17 protein-coding genes are annotated in these 18,411 nt (G+C 70.4%); 6 read left to right on the top strand and 11 right to left on the bottom strand.

Going from position 1 to position 18,411, the window contains the following annotated elements:
* Positions 1-17: 17 nt before the first annotated feature.
* Complete coding sequence (locus ACZ5ZX_RS06170; RefSeq protein ID WP_044855691.1) at positions 18-197, top strand: LPXTG cell wall anchor domain-containing protein; 180 nt, start codon at positions 18-20, stop codon at positions 195-197.
* A gap of 104 nt (positions 198-301) precedes the next feature.
* Positions 302-1,453 carry a non-hydrolyzing UDP-N-acetylglucosamine 2-epimerase gene (gene wecB / locus ACZ5ZX_RS06165; RefSeq protein ID WP_465501056.1) on the top strand — a complete coding sequence of 384 codons (1,152 nt, stop codon included), beginning with the start codon at positions 302-304 and terminating at the stop codon, positions 1,451-1,453.
* Here wecB and tsaD read toward each other — a convergent pair.
* The 3 genes from tsaD to tsaB are packed head-to-tail and all read right to left on the bottom strand — an operon-like array spanning position 1,450 to position 3,631.
* Positions 1,450-2,496 carry a tRNA (adenosine(37)-N6)-threonylcarbamoyltransferase complex transferase subunit TsaD gene (tsaD, locus tag ACZ5ZX_RS06160; protein WP_465500872.1) on the bottom strand — a complete coding sequence of 349 codons (1,047 nt, stop codon included), beginning with the start codon at positions 2,494-2,496 and terminating at the stop codon, positions 1,450-1,452. The genes wecB and tsaD overlap by 4 nt on opposite strands.
* Complete coding sequence (gene rimI / locus ACZ5ZX_RS06155; protein WP_465460569.1) at positions 2,496-2,975, bottom strand: ribosomal protein S18-alanine N-acetyltransferase; 480 nt, start codon at positions 2,973-2,975, stop codon at positions 2,496-2,498. The genes tsaD and rimI overlap by 1 nt, the downstream gene beginning before the upstream one ends.
* The gene (gene tsaB, locus ACZ5ZX_RS06150) at positions 2,972-3,631 is read right to left on the bottom strand and encodes a tRNA (adenosine(37)-N6)-threonylcarbamoyltransferase complex dimerization subunit type 1 TsaB (RefSeq protein ID WP_465500871.1); all 660 of its coding nucleotides are present in this window, start codon (positions 3,629-3,631) and stop codon (positions 2,972-2,974) included. Before tsaB ends, rimI begins: the two co-directional genes overlap by 4 nt.
* Before the next feature lie 194 nt (positions 3,632-3,825).
* On the opposite strand from tsaB, the gene ACZ5ZX_RS06145 reads away from it, so the two are divergent.
* From ACZ5ZX_RS06145 to ACZ5ZX_RS06135, 3 genes are all read left to right on the top strand, one after another.
* Positions 3,826-5,247 (top strand): acyl-CoA synthetase, encoded by a 1,422-nt coding sequence (locus ACZ5ZX_RS06145; RefSeq protein WP_465500870.1) that lies wholly within the window; start codon positions 3,826-3,828, stop codon positions 5,245-5,247.
* Positions 5,244-6,575: a carboxyl transferase domain-containing protein gene (locus tag ACZ5ZX_RS06140; protein ID WP_465500869.1), complete on the top strand. Its 1,332-nt coding sequence runs from the start codon at positions 5,244-5,246 to the stop codon at positions 6,573-6,575. The genes ACZ5ZX_RS06145 and ACZ5ZX_RS06140 overlap by 4 nt, the downstream gene beginning before the upstream one ends.
* Before the next feature lie 627 nt (positions 6,576-7,202).
* On the top strand, positions 7,203-7,613 hold the full coding sequence (locus ACZ5ZX_RS06135; protein WP_465324956.1) for a hypothetical protein: 411 nt from the start codon (positions 7,203-7,205) through the stop codon (positions 7,611-7,613).
* Between the two features lie 130 nt (positions 7,614-7,743).
* Here the strand turns inward: ACZ5ZX_RS06135 and tsaE are convergent, their stop codons facing one another.
* The 8 genes from tsaE to glmS form a co-directional block, all read right to left on the bottom strand.
* Positions 7,744-8,208: a tRNA (adenosine(37)-N6)-threonylcarbamoyltransferase complex ATPase subunit type 1 TsaE gene (tsaE, locus tag ACZ5ZX_RS06130; protein ID WP_465500868.1), complete on the bottom strand. Its 465-nt coding sequence runs from the start codon at positions 8,206-8,208 to the stop codon at positions 7,744-7,746.
* Positions 8,208-9,305 (bottom strand): alpha/beta fold hydrolase, encoded by a 1,098-nt coding sequence (locus tag ACZ5ZX_RS06125; RefSeq protein WP_465500867.1) that lies wholly within the window; start codon positions 9,303-9,305, stop codon positions 8,208-8,210. The genes tsaE and ACZ5ZX_RS06125 overlap by 1 nt, the downstream gene beginning before the upstream one ends.
* Positions 9,302-10,441 carry an alanine racemase gene (gene alr, locus ACZ5ZX_RS06120; protein ID WP_465500866.1) on the bottom strand — a complete coding sequence of 380 codons (1,140 nt, stop codon included), beginning with the start codon at positions 10,439-10,441 and terminating at the stop codon, positions 9,302-9,304. The genes ACZ5ZX_RS06125 and alr overlap by 4 nt, the downstream gene beginning before the upstream one ends.
* A 29-nt stretch (positions 10,442-10,470) precedes the next feature.
* The gene (locus tag ACZ5ZX_RS06115; RefSeq protein WP_044855699.1) at positions 10,471-11,562 is read right to left on the bottom strand and encodes an ABC transporter ATP-binding protein; all 1,092 of its coding nucleotides are present in this window, start codon (positions 11,560-11,562) and stop codon (positions 10,471-10,473) included.
* 4 nt (positions 11,563-11,566) lie between these two features.
* Complete coding sequence (xylB, locus tag ACZ5ZX_RS06110) at positions 11,567-13,003, bottom strand: xylulokinase (protein WP_465500865.1); 1,437 nt, start codon at positions 13,001-13,003, stop codon at positions 11,567-11,569.
* On the bottom strand, positions 12,993-13,808 hold the full coding sequence (locus ACZ5ZX_RS06105) for a DeoR/GlpR family DNA-binding transcription regulator (RefSeq protein WP_465500864.1): 816 nt from the start codon (positions 13,806-13,808) through the stop codon (positions 12,993-12,995). The genes xylB and ACZ5ZX_RS06105 overlap by 11 nt, the downstream gene beginning before the upstream one ends.
* A gap of 233 nt (positions 13,809-14,041) precedes the next feature.
* The gene (locus ACZ5ZX_RS06100) at positions 14,042-15,487 is read right to left on the bottom strand and encodes an NAD(P)H-hydrate dehydratase (RefSeq protein ID WP_465500863.1); all 1,446 of its coding nucleotides are present in this window, start codon (positions 15,485-15,487) and stop codon (positions 14,042-14,044) included.
* A 14-nt stretch (positions 15,488-15,501) separates the two neighbouring features.
* Positions 15,502-17,364 (bottom strand): glutamine--fructose-6-phosphate transaminase (isomerizing), encoded by a 1,863-nt coding sequence (glmS, locus tag ACZ5ZX_RS06095; RefSeq protein ID WP_465500862.1) that lies wholly within the window; start codon positions 17,362-17,364, stop codon positions 15,502-15,504.
* A 152-nt stretch (positions 17,365-17,516) separates the two neighbouring features.
* Here glmS and ACZ5ZX_RS06090 point away from each other — a divergent pair, with 152 nt between their 5' ends.
* Positions 17,517-18,344, top strand: a complete 828-nt coding sequence (locus tag ACZ5ZX_RS06090; RefSeq protein WP_465500861.1) for a dienelactone hydrolase family protein — start codon at positions 17,517-17,519, stop codon at positions 18,342-18,344.
* Positions 18,345-18,411 lie beyond the last annotated feature (67 nt).

Here is an 18,411-nt window from a genome sequence, read left to right as displayed (position 1 = left end):
GGTGAGGTGAGGTCGAGATGTACAAGTTGCCTGGCGCCGGAGTCGGCGTCGCCGGTGGCGGGGTGGGTGCCCTCGCCGCCACCGGGGCCGATGTCGGCTGGTGGCTGGCGGTCGGCGTGATCCTGCTGGTTCTCGGAACCATCGCGGTCATCGCCGGCTACCGCCGCACGAAACGGCTCGGCAAGGTGGGGAGCTGACGCTCCCCTGGCAGAACGGCCGCCGGCGTGGGCCCCTCGCACGCCGGCGGCCGTCACCGGGTTTCTCCGGGACACTCGAAACCGTGGATGAGGAGCGCGAACGCGTGGATGTGATGTTGCTGGCCGGGACCCGGCCGGAGGCGGTCAAGCTCGCGCCGCTGGCACTGGCGCTGGCGGAGCACCCGCGCCTACGGCCCCTAGTCGTCCACAGTGGACAGCATCAGGGCATGGTCGAGCAGGCGCTGATCCCCTTCGGCCTGCCGGTCGACGCCTGGCTCGACACTCCGCCGCGGGCCACGGGATCGCAGGCGGAGCTGGTTTCCGGGCTGCTGCCCGCACTCGACCGGTTGCTGCGCCAGGTCACCCCGGCGGCGGTCGTCGTCCAAGGCGACACGACCACCGGGCTGGCGGGCGCGCTCGCCGCGTTCTGGCTGGGCATCCCGGTCGTGCACCTGGAAGCGGGGTTGCGCACGCACGATCTCGCGGCGCCGTTCCCCGAAGAGGGCACCCGGCAGATGATCTCGCGTATCGCCGCCCTGCATCTCGCGCCGACGCCGGGTGCCGCGGCCGCGCTGCGTGCGGAAGGTGTTCCGCGGCAACGGATCGCGATCACCGGCAATACCGTCGTCGACGCCGTGATCGCGATCGCCGAGCGCGATCTTCCGGCAAGGGACACCGCGCTCGCGTTGCTGGAGATGGAAATCGCCGAGGCGAACGAACGCCTCGTCCTCGTCACGTCGCATCGGCGCGAGTCCTGGGGCGAACCGCTGAGCCGCACACTCGCGGCCATCGAACTGATCGTCGCGGAGCACAGCGACGTCCAGGTGCTGTTTCCGGTGCATCCCAATCCGGCGGTGCGGGAGCAGGTACTGACCGCGCTCGGCGGGACGCCTCGGGTGACGATCACCGAGCCGCTCGAGTATCCCGATCTGGTGCGCGCGCTCCGGCTCGCCGAGCTGGTCCTGACCGATTCCGGTGGTATCCAAGAGGAAGCGCCGACCTTCGGCACACCTGTCCTTGTGCTCCGCGACGTCACCGAGCGACGCGAGGCCATCGAGGCAGGCTGCGCCTGGCTGGTCGGGACGGACACCGGGCTCATCGCCGACACCGCCGCCAAGATCCTGCGCGGCGATCTTCATCCGACGCATGCCGGAAACCCTTACGGTGACGGCAATGCCGCCGCGTTGACGGTGGCGGCGCTGGAAGAGCTGCTCGACCTCGCGCCGGCGCCGCGCACCGCCGCCGAATCGCGTTAGATCGAGACGATCTGGACCGGAAGCGCCGGATTGGCGGAGAAGTCGAGCGCGGCCCGTGGCCGTCCGGCGGCGACCACATGCGCGCCGAGCGCGGCGATCATCGCGCCGTTGTCCGTGCACAGCCGCGGCCGCGGGACCCGCAGGTGGATCCCGGCCTCTGCGCAGCGTTCGGCGGCGAGTTCGGAAAGCCGCGAATTCGCCGCCACTCCACCGGAGATCACCAGGGTGTCCACGCCGTGTTCCTTGGCCGCGCGGATCGCCTTCATGGTGAGAACGTCGGCGACGGCCTCCTGGAACGAAGCCGCGACGTCGTCGACGGGGATCTCCTCCCCGCGACGCTCGGCGCCTTCCACCCAGCGCGCGACGGCGGTTTTCAAGCCGGAGAAAGAGAAATCGAACTTGGCGTCCCGCGGCCCGGTCATCCCGCGAGGGAACGCGATGGCCGTCCCGTCGCCGTTCTTGGCGGCCTTGTCGATGGGCGGGCCGCCCGGGTAGGGCAGGCCGAGGACGCGGGCGACCTTGTCGTAGGCCTCGCCAGCCGCGTCGTCCACAGTGGACCCGAGTTCGGTGATCTTGGCCGTGATGTCGTCCACCAGCAGCAATTGCGTGTGGCCGCCGGAAACGAGCAGCGCGAGGCAGCGTTCGGGCAACGGCCCGTGCTGGAGCGTGTCGACCGCGATGTGCCCGGCCAGATGGTTGACACCGTAGAGCGGGACGTCGAGCGCGGCGGCGTACGCCTTGGCCGCGGCGACGCCGACCAGGAGCGCGCCGGCGAGGCCGGGTCCGGCGGTGACCGCGATCGCGTCCACATCGGACAGTTTCAGTCCGGCCGTCGCGAAGGCGCGTTCGACGGTCGGCACCATCGCTTCCAGGTGCGCGCGGCTGGCGACCTCGGGGACGACGCCGCCGAAGCGGGCGTGCTGGTCGACGCTGGAGGCGACCTCGTCGGCGAGGAGTTCGACCGTGTTGTCGTCGTGCAGGCGGACGAGCCCGACACCGGTCTCGTCGCACGAACTTTCGATGCCCATGATGATGCGTGGCATCAGCCAGCCACCTCGTCTCGGACCTGGGCCCGCGGACGGGCCATCGTGTAGGCGTCGGCGCCGGAGGGCTGGTAGTAGCGCTTCCGGAGGCCGATGCGTTCGAAACCGTGCCGCTCGTAGAGCGCGATCGCCGCGTCGTTGTCCGTACGGACTTCGAGGAACACCGGCGCGACGAGTTCGTCCGCGCGGTCGAGGAGCGCCTTCAGCAGCGCGGTGCCGATCCCGTTGCGCTGCCAGGCCGGGTCGACGCCGATGGTGTGGATGCTCGTCTCGTAGTCGCCGCGGCGGCCGACGATGGCGAGACCGGCGTAGCCGATGACCTCGTCGCTTTCGTCCGGACGCGCGACGAGGTAGTGACCGCCCGCGTCGAGTTCCGCGTGGAAGGCGTAGGCGCTCCACGGCGAATCCCCGGGAAAGAGGATCTTCTCGATCTCGACACAGCGGCGGATATCCTTGCGGTGTAAGGGTTCCAGCCTCACGGCGTGGTCACCTTCTTGCGCGCGGCGGGCTCGACGGCGTCCGGGCGGCGGAGATAAAGGGGCGTGAGCGGTGCCGGCTCGCTTCCGAAGTCCTTGCGGGCGGCCTTGACCAGTCCGAGAGGTGACGGGAAGCGCGGCTCGATCGGCTGGACGCCGAGGGCGTCCGCGTAGAGAAGGGCGCCGTCGCCCGCCGCGACCTTGACCGTGGATTCGAGGTCGGCAGGGCGCTGGACGTGCGGACCGTCGGTGCGGGAGCCGTCCGCGGCGTACGCGGCCCAGTAGACCTCGCGGCGCCTCGCGTCGGTGAGGACGAGGAAAGGCGCTTCGCCGGGGGCGACGTCGGCGGCGATCGCGTCGAGGCTGCAGACCGGGTGGGCCGGGATGCCGAGCGCGTGGGCGAGCGAGGCGGCGGTCGCCATGCCGGCGCGGAGGCCGGTGAAGGGGCCGGGGCCGACGCCGCAGACGATGGCGTCGAGATCGCGGAGCGTGACGCCCGCGGCCTTGACCGCTTCGAGGGCGTGGGGCGTGATCAGCTCGCCGTGCGCGCGCGGGTCGACCGTGACGCGGTCGCCGCGGGATTCGAGCGCGTCACCGTCCAGGGCGACGAGGCCCGCGGTGACCGCCGGGGTCGAGGTGTCGATGGCCAGTACCAGCACGGTTACCAAGCCTACGACCAGGACCCCGGGTCGCGTTTAGCGGGCTAAACGCGCTCCCCTGCCGCGCCGCTCCCCCGCCTGCTCCCCTGCCTGCGGGTGTGAAGCGGGTCGCAGGGGTATGGGCGGATAGCGCGGTACGGTCCAGCCAGGGGCCCACGCGCCCCGGCCGGTGGAGTCGAGCAGGAGGTCACGCGGTGCCCGATCGGTTGTTCCCCACGCTCGCGAGCGGCTCCGGCAAGGAGGCCCTCCGCTTCGGCGGCACCTCCCTGACCTACGCCGACCTCGCCGCCGTCGCCGGCACGCTCGCCCGTGACCTGCCGAGCGGCCGCGTCGCCGTTTGGGCCACACCCACCGCGCACACCAGCGTCGCCGTGATCGCCGCCCTGCTCGCCGGCGCCCCCGCCATCCCGCTCAACCCGAAGATCGGCGAGCGCGAACTCGCGCACATCCTCGCCGACAGCGAGCCCGTCCTCGTGCTCGCCGAACCGGGCGCCGACCTGCCCGCCGGTCTCGACGGTCTGCCACGACGCGACATCACCCTCGAAGGCACGGCCGTCGATCTCCCCGCGGAACCGGATGCCGAAACCCCGGCGCTGATCGTCTACACCTCCGGCACGACCGGCCCGCCCAAGGGCGTCGTCCTCCCCCGCCGAGCGATCACGACCACCCTCGACGCGCTCGAAGACGCCTGGGGATGGACAGCCGACGACGTCCTGGTGCACGGTCTCCCGCTGTTCCACGTGCACGGCCTGATCCTCGGCATCCTCGGACCACTCAGGCGCGGCGGCTCGGTCCGGCATCTCGGCCGGTTCTCCACGGAAGGCGCCGCACGCGAACTCGCGACCGGGGCGACGATGATGTTCGGCGTCCCGACCATGTATCACCGCATCGCCGCCGAGGTCGGTGACAACCCGTCGCTCGCCGAGGCGCTGAGCGGCGCCCGGCTGCTCGTCTCCGGGTCGGCCGCCCTGCCGGTCCACGACCACCAGCGCATCACCGCGGCGACCGGCCAACGTGTGATCGAGCGTTATGGGATGACCGAGACCTTGATGAACACCAGCGTCCGCGCCGACGGCGAGCGTGTCCCCGGCACCGTCGGCGTCCCGCTGAGCGGCGTCGACCTGCGGCTCGTGGACGAAGCCGGAAAGCCTGTCGAGGAGATCGAAACCGTCGGGGAGATCCAGGTCCGCGGGCCGAATCTGTTCACCGAGTACCTCAACCGCCCCGACGCGACCGAAGCCGCCTTCGACGACGGCTGGTTCCGGACCGGTGACATGGCGACCCGTGACGCGGCCGGATACGTGAAGATCGTCGGCCGGAAGGCGACGGATCTGATCAAGAGCGGCGGCTACAAGATCGGCGCGGGCGAGATCGAGAACGCGCTCATGGAGCATCCCGGTGTGGCGGAGGTCGCGGTCACCGGCGAGCCCGACGACGACCTCGGCGAGCGCATCGTGGCCTGGGTGGTGCCCGACGGCGATCGCCCGACGGAGTCGGAGCTCGCCGACCACGTCTCACGCCTGTTGTCACCGCACAAACGGCCCCGGGTGGTCCGCTATCTGGAGGCGTTGCCGCGCAATGACATGGGCAAGGTCATGAAGCGGGCCCTCGGGTGAGCAGGCCTTCCGCGCGGGCCGTCATCAAGGAGATCGCGACCGGTTTCGAGGACCTGGACGTTCCGCGTTCCGACGAACCGGACGACGGGCCGATCGGCTGGCCGGGCTACCGGGCAGCGCGGGATGCCGCCGCGGAGCGGTCGGGCGAAGACGAATCGGTCCTCTGCGGAACCGCCAGGATCGGTGACGTCGAAGCGGTCGTGATCGCCTTCGAGTTCGGGTTCCTCGGCGGGTCGATCGGTCAGCGGACCGGTGATCGCGTGGAGGCGGCGTTCGCGCGGGCGGTCGAGTCCGGGCTGCCGGTGGTTTCGCTGATCGCGACCGGCGGCAGCCGCATGCAGCAAGGGATGCGGGCGCTTTCGCAATTGCAGCGCATCGCGCGGGCGGCGGCCGGTGCCCGATCGGTGCCGCAGATCTCGGTGCTGCGCGATCCGACCACGGGCGGTGGCTGGGCGACGCTCGGGGCCAGCGCCGACGTCGTCCTCGCGTTGCCCGAGGCACAGGTCGGTTTCGCCGGGTCCCGGGTGCGCCCCGCCGACGCGCCCCCGGAGGCCTACACGGCCGAAGCGAAGCTCGCGTGGGGTCAGGTCGATCAGATCGTGCCGCCTGCCGACCTGCCCGCCGTGCTGGAACGCTGGTTGCGCTTGCTGACTTCGCCGACGCCGGAGGCCGCCGAGCCGCCCGGCGCGCTGGGGTCGTCGGTGTTGCCCGACACCGGATGGGAAGCGGTTCAGGCGGCGCGCTCCGTTGATCGACCGAGGGCGGCTGAGTACCTCAAGGCGTACTTCGATTGGCGCGAGGATGTCTCGGGCGATAGGTGCGGCGGAGTCGACGCTGGTGTCCTGTGCGGCTTCGGCAGGCGAGACGGCCGGACGATCGCGTACGCGGCGCAGTGCGGAACTCCGACGCTGCCCGCGGGCTTCCGGACAGCGGCACGTCTGGTGCGGCTCGCGTCGAGGCTCGGCATCCCGGTGCTCACTCTCGTCGACACCCCTGGCGCGGCGAACGACGCGGCGGCCGAGCGGGACGGCGCCGGGGCGGCGATCGCGGAGTTGTTCGAAGCCGTCGCGAGCGCGGCCGTGCCGATCACGACGCTGGTGATCGGGGAAGGCGGATCCGGTGGCGCGCTCGCGTTCGCGGCGCCGGGGTCGACCTGGGTGACGCCCGACGCGTACTTCTCGGTCACCGCGCCGGAGGCGGCCGCAGCGATCCTCAAGCTGCCCGCCGACGAAGTCCCCGCCCTCGCGGACCGCCTGCGGCTACGCCCCCAAGACCTGGTCGACCTGGGAATCGCGCGCTCCGTCGTCGGCCCACCAGATCGCGTTTAGCCCGCTAAACGCGATCTGGGCCGCCGCGGCGCTCCATTGCTTAGCATGCCTACGCGTCGCGATTAGCGGGCTAAAGTCGCCTTGCCGCAGGTGGGGCGGGCGAAGGTGATTGAAAAATCATCGATACCTTCCGTGTTGTCGTCGCCCATGACCATTCGACGCGGAAGGGGAAGCGGCAAACGGTCGAAGATCGGCGCTGAGCGGGCACGATGGATCGATCACGGCCATCTGCATGTGCGAATGCCGCGGTCGAATGTCCGCTACCGAACAATTCTCTTCGCACCGATCACGGCTTCTCACTCGATAGCGTGAACGCGAACCACTATAAGTAGACTCTGCTCTCGCTATCTGCGCAATGAGCTGACGCCCCGCGCCCGCAACTACTCTTTCGAGTTATAGCGGCACAATCCGATGACCCGGGGTGAATTACGTCGACCGCTCACCGCAGGATTCAGCAACCTTTCACTTACCGCCCCGTAGGTCCGGAAAGTTCGTCCACAATGGTTTGTGTTGCGGCTCGGCAACGACCGAAACGCCGCACATAAGGAAGCGGCTCCCCATGCCCGGGGAGCCGCTTGAAGTTCAACAGCTCCATCAACCCGGAAAAGTTCTATGGAGGCGTCAAACATGCCCAGCGTAGCGCCGTGTTCCGGCGGTATGCCAGAGGAGCCACCCCAGCCGCAGGCGATGACCCCGGATACGAACCAGGATCACCACGGCGGGTGTCACCCGGCAGAAGTCAGTCTCGACGAATTACTCGATTTGGCAGGCGAACCGGCCGGCATAGTCACCGACCCCGCCTGCCGTCGCGTCCATCTGCGTCCCGCGACCCAGTGGCCCGACTTCTGGCGAAGCACGTTCTTCGGCAGCCGGGAAAACACCAAACGCGTGCTGCTCTACTGGTTCGCTCTGATCACCGCACTCCTCGCACTGGCCATCGTCGCGACACCGGCCGCGCAAACCGGCGTGATCGGCCTGTGCGGGCTGTGGTGGCTTCACCATCGGCGCGGCCGAAGTGGCCCGGCCCCGGCCGTCTAGGCGCGGCCTGACCAGACAGGTGCGCATGCCGCTGTCCGAACCAGCGGCATGCGCACCCCAAGCCCGCTTGGGGCATGAAGGGGACGCTCCGCCGGGTCGGCCCTGATGCGGCATCCGGGTGAGATCGCGTTTAGCCCGCTAAACGCAAGTCAGGGGTGCGGGACGCCCAGGTGCCGTGCGGTTCCAAGGTGACCTCACGGACGTCGTCGTCGCGACGCTCCAGGCGTACGACGAGGTAGTCGTCCGAAAGCCGCTCCGCGGCACCCTCGCCCCACTCGACGACCAGCGCGGACCGCTCCAGTTCGGTGTCGAGGTCAAGGTCGTCGAGCTGCGAGAGGTCTCCGCCGAGCCGGTACGCGTCAACGTGCACCAAGGCGACCCCGGCCTCGCCCGCCGGATGGACCCGGGCCAGCACGAACGTCGGCGAGCTCACCCGCCCGCCGACACCGAGACCGTCCGCGATCCCGCGGGTCAGCGTCGTCTTGCCCGCTCCGAGCGGCCCGGCGAGCAGGACCAGATCGCCCGCGCGCAGGGAACGCCCGAGCGCACGCCCGAAGTCCATGGTCGCCTCGGGAGTCGGGAATGCGAAGTTCATCAGCGCTGCCACCACCACGTTCGCCGGTCGGAAGTTTCACCATCGGTGCCCGTGCACCGTTGCATCAGGTCGATCAGGTGGCTGTTCACCAGTTCGGGTTGTTCCAGCTGCACCATGTGTCCCGCGCCGCGCACGCGCACCAGCTCCGCGTCCGGCAGCTCCGCCGCGATCCGCTCGGCGTGCGCGATCGGCGTGAACCGGTCGGAATCCCCGCCCACGACCAGCACGTGCGCGTGCTTCAACCCGGCGAGCGCGGCATACCGATTATGGCTGCCCAGCGTGTCGACGAAGTTCACGAGGCCGCGCACCGGCGTCACTTCGAGCATTTCCAGCATGAAGTCGACGAGGCGCGGCGACACGTCCCGGCTGCCGAAAGCCAGTCTGCGGACAGCCTGCCTGGTCAGCTGGCCGCCCGCCGCGCGCACGAACTCGACCAGCCCCGGCTGCCAGCCCGCCAGCCCGCCGACACCCCGGGTGAGCGGGTTGTACTTCGAAAGCAGCGACCTCGGCAGCCCGCGCGCGCCGACCTCGCCCGCGGCCGTCGCGATGAACGCGACGCCGCACACGCGGTCGTCGAACAGCTCAGGGTGCTCCGCGGCGAGCTCCATGATCACCATGCCGCCCATCGAGTGCCCCATGAGCACGATGGGTCCCTCCGGCACCACCGAGCGAACGACCATGTCGAGGTCGCGCGCCAACTGTTCGATAGTGCTGGTTTCGGCGTTCGCGGCGCCGGAAAGCCCGTGCCCGCGGTGGTCGTAGTAAACCTGCCGGACCCGCGGCAACTTCAGCGACGCGAGGTCTCGCCGCTGGAAATGCCAGCAGCGCTTCGACAACGCGAACCCGTGCACGCCGACGACGGTCAGCTCCGGTTCGCCCCCATCAGCCGGATCGATCTCCTCGACCGCGAGCGGCGTGCCGTCTTCGGCCGCCACGGTCGAGGTCCGGTCCGGTTCAAGATCCCCCAACGGCTCGTCCACGAACGGGTCCTCACTCTGCCGCCGCTGCTGTGCGGCGACGGCGATCGCGGCGGCGGTGCCGGTGGCCACCGCCCCGACCCCGCCGACGATGGCCAGCAGTCGTCGTGAAGGTGTCACGAGCCTGCCTCCAGATACGTCCGGTGGATGCGCGGGCGATACATCGAAGTCACGATCTCGTAGTCGATCGTCCCCAGCTTGTCCGCCCATTCCCGGGCGGTCGGCTCGCCAAACGTGCCTTGGCCGAAGAGGATCACCTCGCTGCCGATGGCGGGCTCGTCGTCTCCGCAGTCGACGATCAGCTGGTCCATGCAGACGCGTCCGACCACCGGGCGACGGCGTCCGCCGAGCCAGACGTCCATCCGGCCGGACAGCGACCGCGGCACGCCGTCGGCGTACCCGACCGGGACCAGGGCGAGGGTGGTGTCGCGCTCGGCCGTCCAGGTGTGGCCGTAGGACACGGACTCGCCGGCGGCGATCCGTTTCGTGAGCACTACCGAGGATTTGAAGGTCATCGCCGGACGCAGATCCTCGGCCACGGGCACCGGGTTCAGCCCGTAGATCGCGATCCCGGGGCGCACGAGGTCGAAGTGGAGATCCGGCCTGGTCAGCACGGCGGCGGAGTTCGCGAGGTGACGCATCGGGTTCAGACCGGCCGCGCGGGCGAGGTCGTAGGCCTCGTCGAACCGCTTGGCCTGCGCGTCGATGGAGGGGTGGCCCGGCTCGTCGGCACAGGCGAGATGCGACCAGATCGCGACGACCTCGACGAGCGGCTTCGCGGCCGCCGCTGCCTGGACCAACGCGGGCCATTCCGCAGGTGGGCAGCCGTTTCGGGAGAGGCCGGTGTCGATCTTGAGGTGCACCCGCGAGATCGCGTTTAGCCCGCTAAAGTCGCGCGCCCGGCGCGCGCCATCGGCCACGCGAGCGAGTTCGTCGAGGGAGCTGACAGCGACGTCGATGTCTTCGGCGACAGCGGTCGCGAAGTCGGCTTCGGGAGTGTCGAGCCAGCTGAAGAGCCGGACGCCGATCCCCGCGCGGCGCAGCGCGATCGCTTCGTCGAGCGAGCAGGTGCCCAGCCAGGTCGCCCCGCCCTCGATGGCGGCACGCCCGACCTCGAGCGCTCCGTGCCCGTAGCCGTCGGCCTTGACCACCGCCATGGTTTGGGCCCCAGGGGCGCGGGAAGCGAGCAGGGCGACGTTGTGCCGGATGGCGGAGAGGTCGATCACGACTTCGGCACGCGGGAAACTGGCGGTCATAACGACCACCAGTTTCCCACGAACCGGGCTCAGGACAGGCGCGCCCCGTCAGTGGCGGAGAACACGTGCAGCTCGTCGGGACGGATCCGCAGGTGCAGGGTGTCGCCCATGACCGGCGGCTTGCGCGGGTCGACCCGGGTGACGACGTTCGACTTCGTGCCTTCGGCGTCGGTCTCGGCGAGCTTGCCGTAGACGTACGCGTCCGAGCCGAGCTCTTCGACGAGGTCGACCTTGACCGGCACGGTGCCGTCCTCGCTGGTGGTCACCTCGAGGGACTCGGGCCGGAAGCCGAGGGTGACCGTGTCGCCGTCGGCCTTGGCGAGGATCTCGCGGGACAGCGGCACCCGCGCACCGCCGAGTTCGGCACCGTCCGCGGTGAGCTTCGCGGTGACGAGGTTCATCGCGGGTGAGCCGATGAAACCGGCGACGAAAGCGTTTGCGGGCCGGTCGTACAGCGCGCGCGGGGTGTCGCACTGCTGGAGGAGACCGTCCGAGAGGACGGCGACCCTGTCGCCCATCGTCATGGCCTCGACCTGGTCGTGCGTGACGTACACGGTGGTGACGCCGAGGCGGCGCTGCAGCGCGGCGATCTGCGTACGCGTCGAAACACGCAGCTTGGCGTCGAGGTTCGACAGCGGCTCGTCCATCAGGAAGACCTGCGGCTCACGCACGATGGCGCGGCCCATCGCGACACGCTGGCGCTGACCACCGGAGAGCGCCTTCGGCTTGCGGTCGAGGTACTGCTCGATGTCGAGCAGCTTGGCCGCGTCGAGCACCTTCTGCTTGATCTCCGAAGCCGGACGGCCGGCGATCTTCAGCGCGAAGCCCATGTTCTGACCGACGGTCATGTGCGGGTACAGCGCGTAGTTCTGGAACACCATCGCGATGTCGCGGGCACGCGGCGGCAGCTGCGTGACGTCGCGGTCGCCGATCCAGACGGCGCCTTCGTCGATGTCCTCGAGGCCGGCGAGCATCCGCAGGCTGGTGGACTTGCCGCAGCCGGAAGGCCCGACCAGCACGAGGAATTCGCCGTCGGCGATCTCGAGTTCGAGTGCGTCCACGGCGGGCCGCTCGGAACCGGCGTAGCGCCGGGTCGCCTTGTCGTAGGTGATCGTGGCCATCGGTTCAGTCCTCTTTCGGTTTCGCGGGAATGCCGTGCCCGAGTTCGCGGGCCTCGAGATGCCGTTGCTGGATCCGGTATCCCTCGGCGCGGTCCGCCTCGGTCGGTTCGGCCAGCTCGAGCCGGGTCTTGCCGTGGTCTTCCTGCCAGCGGGGAGGTTCCTTGCTGGAAGCGAGGGCCCAGGCCGCCTGCCGCGCGGCGCCGACCGCGACGTACTCGGCGACTTCGGGGATGACGACGGGCACGCCGAACACGATCGGCGCGACCGCGCGGACGGCGACCGACTGCGCGCCGCCACCGATCAGGAGTACGCGGCGGACCTCGAGCCCCTGTTCACGCAGAGCGTCGAGACCGGCGGCGAGGCCGCACAACATGCCTTCGACGGCGGCGCGGGCGAGGTTCTCCGGCGTCATGTTCGCGCGGGTCAGGCCGAAGAGCGTGCCCTTGGCGTCCGGGAGGTTCGGCGTCCGCTCACCGTCGAGGTAGGGCAGGAAGGTGAGGCCGCCGGAGCCGGGGGCGGCGGCGAGCGCGAGCTTGTCGAATTCCGCGAGCTCGACGCCGAGCATCGCGGACGTGGCGGTGAGCACGCGGGCGGCGTTGAGGGTGCAGGCGAGCGGCAGGAACCGGCCGGTGGCGTCGGCGAATCCGGCGACGATGCCGGTGGGGTCGGCGCTCGCGGTTTCGGAGACGCCGAAGACGGTGCCGCTGGTGCCCAGCGAGACCACGACGTCGCCGGGGACGAGTTCGAGGCCGAGTGCGGCGGCCATGTTGTCGCCGGTTCCGGCCGAGACCAGGATCCCGTCCGGCGTGTGCCCCGCGGCCTCGGCGGGGCCGAGGAGCTTGGGCAGCTCCGGGATCCGGCCACCGAAGGCGTGTGCGAGGAGGTCTTGGCGGTATTCGCCGGTGGCTGGCGAGAAATAGCCGGTACCGGAGGCGTCGCCGCGGTCGGTGATCGGCTCGGCGCCGTCGCCGAGCAGGCGCCAGGTCAGCCAATCGTGTGGCAGCAGCACGCGGGCGACGCGATCGGCCAGCTCGGGCTCGTTCTCCGCCATCCAGCGCAGTTTCGTGACGGTGAAGCTGGCGACCGGAACCGAGCCGACGGACTTCGCCCAGTTCTCCGCGCCGAGTTCGCGTCCGAGTTCTTCGGCCGCCTTCGCGGACCGGGTGTCGTTCCACAGCAAGGCCGGGCGGACGACCTCACCGGCTTCGTCGAGGGTCACCATGCCGTGCTGCTGACCGCCGATACCGATCGCGCCGACGCCGTCGAGCAGGCCGTCCGTGGCCTCGCGCAACGCGTCCCACCACGCCGAGGGGGCGACTTCGGTGCCGTCCGGGTGTGAAGCGCGACCAGTTCGGACGATTTCGCCGGTGGCCGCGTCGCAGACGACGACCTTCGTCGACTGGGTCGACGAGTCGATTCCGGCGACCAGGTCAGATTTCATATTCCGGCCCCTCTGGGTCGCACTCGACCTGCTCGATGGCCGTGCCCGCGTTCAGGGCTGCCTCGATCTCCTCGGTCGGTGTCAGGTCGTCGGTGATCAGGAGGTCGTAGTCGCCGATGTCGCCGTGCGCGAAAGTGGCGGTGCGGCCGAACTTGGAGTTGTCGACGACCAGGACGTTGCGGCTGGCGGTGCGCAGCGCGGCCTTCTTGAGCGCGGCGTAGTCCTGGACGGGGTGGAACAGGCGGCCGACCGCGACCGCGGCGACCGAGACGAACGCGATGTCGGCGTGGGTGCGTTCGAGGAACGCGAGGACGTCCGGTCCGGCGCACGAGTCGAACTCGTGGTGATAGCGGCCGCCGGCGAGAACGACCTCGACGCTCTTCACCGGGCCGAGGATGCGGGCGGCTTCAAGCGAGTTGGTGATGACGGTCAGGTCTTCGATCGCGCCGAGGCGGCGGACGAGCGGGAAGAGCGTCGTCGAGTCGTCGACGAAGACGGTCTGACCGGACTGGACGTGAGCCGCGGCGGCCTCGCCCAGCGCGTCCTTCGCGGCCTGGTTGAAGGTGTCGCGGAAGCGGGCGGCCGACTCCATGGTCGTCGCCGGGTAGGCCTCGACCTTGCCGCGCAGTTTGCGGAGGAGGCGGCGCTCGGCGAGGTCGTCGAGGTCGCGGTGCATCGTCATCAGGCTGACGCCGAACCGCGTGGTGAGGTCGTCGATGCGGACCTCGCCGGTGGCGATGACGTGGTCGAGGATCTCCTGGCGCCGATGCTCGACGGCGGCGTCCGATGGCCTGGTCTTAGACATGGGCGACACCGTTCACGACCCGGACCATCGGGGTCCCGGCGGGGTGGGTGTCGGCGCTCACACCTGCTTCTTACCAGATTATTCGCCCGGAGTTAACACATAACTCGATAACTCTCCCATTTCCCACACTTCCCCATCTTGACCGGTGGTGGCGCTTTTCGCGGTATAACCGCGCTCGGGGGGGGGGTGCCTTAGAGCGCGTTTAGCCCGCTAAAGGCGACACGGGGCCCTGGTCAGAGGGTGTGCGAGCGGACGGACCGGATGGCGTCGGGGACGGCGTCGAGGATGCCGGAAGCCGAGGTCGGGGCGCCGTCGGCGGCGAGGAAGCCGGCGAGCGAATGGACGTGCGCGGCGGCCCCGGCCGCCAGCCACGGATCGAGCCCGGCTGCGAGCAGCGAGCCGACCAGACCGGACAGAACGTCGCCCGAACCGGCCGTCGCGAGCCACGACCCCCGCGGCGTGTTCACCAGCGCGCGCCCGTCCGGCGCCGCGACGACGGTGCAGTGCCCCTTCAGGAGCACGACGGCGTCGTACTTCCGCGCGGCCGACCGCGCCGCCGCCACCCGGTCCGCTCCCGGCGGGGAACCCATCAGCCGCTCGAACTCCCCCGCGTGCGGCGTCAGCACCAGAGGTGTGTCCGGATCGCGCGCGTCGAGCACCTCGGGCGAGTGCGCGATGATCGTCGTCGCGTCGGCGTCCGCGCACACCGGTACCCCCTGGCCGAGCACGAACCGCAGCACGTCCCGCCCCTCGTGACCGGTGCCGATCCCCGGCCCGACAACCCATGCCTGTACCCGGCCGGCGTCCGTCACCGAGCCCGTCGCGATCACTTCGGGCCACCGCCCGCGTACCACGTCCGCGGCGTGCCCGGCGTAGCGCACCAGCCCCGACGTCGCCCGCACGGCGGCACCGGCCGCGAGCACGGCCGCGCCCGGATACGTCGCGGATCCCGCGGCCACCCCGACCACGCCTTGGCTGTACTTGTCGTCCCCCGGCCCGGGGACCGGCCACGCCGCGGCGACGTCGGTCGTGTCGAGCCGCTCCAGGTCGGGATCGCCGAGTTCCGGCCGCAGCCCGATGTCCACCAGGGCGACCTCACCGCACGACGCGGGCGCGAGGGCGTGCACGGGTTTGAGGGCGCCGAAGGTGACCGTGCGGTCGGCGACGACGGCGGGACCGTCGACGGCACCGGTGTCCGGATCCACGCCACTCGGCAGATCGACGGCCAGCACCGGCGAACTCACGTGCTCCAGCAGCGCGGCGGCGTCCGCCCGCAAGGGTCCTCGCGCCGAGATACCGACGATCCCGTCGAGGACGAGGTCCGCCTGCTTGATCCACTGTGGACCGTCCTCAACGGACACCACCTTGCCGCCGGATCGCTTCAAAGCGGCCAAACCCTGAGCATGAGCGCGTTCGGGCTTCAGCAAGATCGCCGAGACGGCCACGTTGCGACGGCACAGGAACGCGCCGGCCCACAAGGCGTCACCACCGTTGTTGCCCGAACCGACCAGCAAGGTCACCCGCCGCCCGGACACCGAGCCCGTGTGCTCGGCGAGCATCCCGGCGGCGTGCACCGACAGGCCGAAGGCCGCGCGTCGCATGAGCTCGCCGTCGGGAGTGACGGCGAGCAACCGATCCTCCGCCGCGCGAATCCGTTCCGTGGTCCAGATTCCCTGCACGACGCCTCCGGTCCTTACTCGACGGTGACCGACTTCGCCAGGTTACGCGGCTTGTCGACGTCGTACCCGCGCGTGCGGGCGATCTCCGCGGCAAGCACCTGCAGCGGCACCGTCGAAACCAGCGGCTGCAGCAGGGTCGGCACGGCCGGGATCTCGATCAGCTCGTCGGCGAACGGGCGGACGGTCTCGTCGCCCTCCTCCGCGATCACGATCGTGCGAGCGCCGCGCGCCTGGATCTCGCTGATGTTCGACACCAGCTTCGAGTGCAGCACCGCGCGGCCCTTCGGCGACGGCATCACCACGACGACGGGCAGGCCTTCTTCGATCAGCGCGATCGGACCGTGCTTGAGCTCACCGGCGGCGAAACCTTCGGCGTGCATGTACGCCAGTTCCTTGAGCTTCAGCGCGCCTTCGAGGGCGACCGGGAAACCGACGTGGCGGCCGAGGAACAGCACGGCCTTCGAGTCGGCGATCCGGCGGCCGAGGTCACGGACCTGGTCCACAGTGGACAGAACCTTCTGCACCGCGGCGGGCATGGATTCGAGCTCGGCGAACTCGCGGGCGACCTCGTCCGGGTACTTGGTGCCGCGGGCCTGCGCCAGCGCCAGGCCGACCAGGTAGTTGGCCGCGATCTGGGCGAGGAACGCCTTGGTCGAGGCGACACCGATCTCCGGACCGGCGTGCGTGTAGAGGACGGCGTCGGATTCACGCGGGATCTGGGCGCCGTTGGTGTTGCAGACGGCCAGGACGCGGGCCTTCTGCTCGCGCGCGTGGCGGACGGCCTCGAGGGTGTCCGCGGTCTCGCCCGACTGGGAGACGGCGACGACCAGGGTCGCGCGGTCCAGCACGGGGTCGCGGTAGCGGAACTCGCTGGCCAGCTCGACCTCGACGGGGAGACGGCACCAGTGCTCGATGGCGTACTTGGCGACCAGGCCGGAGTGGTACGCGGAACCGCAGGCGACGACGAAGACCTTGTCGACGTCACGCAGGTCCTGGTCGGAGATGCGCTGCTCGTCGAGGATGATCCGGCCGCCGTCGAAGTGACCGCGCAGCGTGTTCGCCAGCGCCTCGGGCTGCTCCTCGATCTCCTTGAGCATGAAGTACTCGTGGCCGCCCTTTTCCGCGGCCGAGAGGTCCCAGTCGACGGTGAACGGCTTGGCCTGGGCGGCGTCGCCGTGGAAGTCGGTGACCTCGTAACCCTCACGGGTGATCACGACGAGCTGGTCCTGGCCGAGCTCGACCGCCTCGCGGGTGTGCTCGATGAACGCGGCGACGTCGGAGGCGACGAAGTGCTCGCCCTCGCCGACGCCGACGACCAGCGGCGAGGAGCGGCGCGCGGCGACGATGGTGTCCGGCTGGTCGGCGATGGTCACGACCAGGGTGAACGCACCTTCGAGGCGACGGCAGACCGCGGCGACGCTGGCCGGGAAGTCGCCCTTCGTGTCGCCTTCGGTGTAGGCGCGGGAGATCAGGTGCGCGGCGGTCTCGGAGTCGGTGTCGCTCGCCATCTCGACGCCGTCGGCCTCGAGCTCGGCGCGCAGGGCGGCGAAGTTCTCGATGATGCCGTTGTGCACGACGGCGACCTGCTGGGAGGCGTCGCGGTGCGGGTGCGAGTTGCGGTCGACCGGGGCGCCGTGGGTGGCCCAGCGGGTGTGGCCCATCCCGGCGGTGCCGGTGAAGGCGTCCCTGCCGACTGTGTCGAGCTGGGTCTCCAGGTTGGCCAGGCGGCCTGCCTTGCGCTCGACGTTCAGCGCACCGGAGCCGTCGAGGACGGCGACGCCTGCCGAGTCATAGCCGCGGTACTCCATCCGCCGAAGGCCGCCGATGACGACGTCCAGGGCCGGGCGATGTCCGACGTATCCCACGATTCCACACACGGCCACCAGCCTAACGAGGGAAATTCAGCCCCTTCGCCCGGGCGCCCGCCCATCGCCTTGAGCGGGCTGAACGCGTCGCGTTTAGCCCGCTAAAGGCGAACGCCGGGGCGGCGCGCGGGCTGGACGGGGGTGCGGGCAGTAAGGTCACGAGCATGGCCAGCAAGCCCAAGCAGCTGCTCGCGGAGCTGTCCCACCCAGGCCCGCACGAGGTTCTGCGCGGCAACCTCGCCCTGGTCGGGCTCCCCGGTGTCGTGTTCACGCCCCGCTCGGGGCTCGGTCTGCCCGCGATCGCGTTCGGGCACGGTTGGCTGCAGCCAACCGGGAGCTACCGGCATCTGCTCAGGCATCTCGCGAGCTGGGGCATCGTCGCGGCGGCCCCGGCCACCCAGCGCGGACCGCTGCCGTCGCACCGGCTGCTGGCCGGCGACCTCCTCACCACGCTCGACCTGATCACGACGGTCCGCCTCGGACCGGACGGCATCAGCGTCGACCCGGTGAAGCTCGGCCTCGCGGGGCACTCGACCGGCGGCGGTTCGGCCGTCCTCGCGGCCGCGCAGGCAGCGGACGAAGGCTCCGATCGGCCACGGATCCAGGCTGTCGCGACCATCACGCCCGCACAGACGCTGCCGCCGGCGACGGTGTCCGCCCGGTCGGTGACCGTGCCCGGTCTGCACCTCGCGGCGGGCGAGGATCTCGTCGCGCCGTCAGTGGGGCACGCCGAGGCCATCGCGGACGCGTGGGGCGGGCCGGTGCAGCTGCGGACGCTCGGGAAGTCGTCGCATCTCGGCGTCACGGAGGGCAGGCACTGGAGCCAGCTGCTGCTGCACGGGAAGCCGCACCGCGGGACCCAGCAGCTGACGAGGGCGCTGTTCACGGCGTTCTTCCTCACGCACCTGACGGGGACGACGAAGTACCAGCCGCTGCTGGACGCCGACGTCAAACGCGCCCCGATCGAACTCCAGGACGAACCCGCCGCCTGACCCGACCTGCGTTTAGCGGGCTAATCGCGATCCTGCCCCCTGCTTACTTAGCATCCCTACGCGTCGC

This window comes from Amycolatopsis sp. NPDC033938 (assembly GCF_055575975.1).
This window is presented reverse-complemented; position numbering and strand designations above follow the sequence as displayed.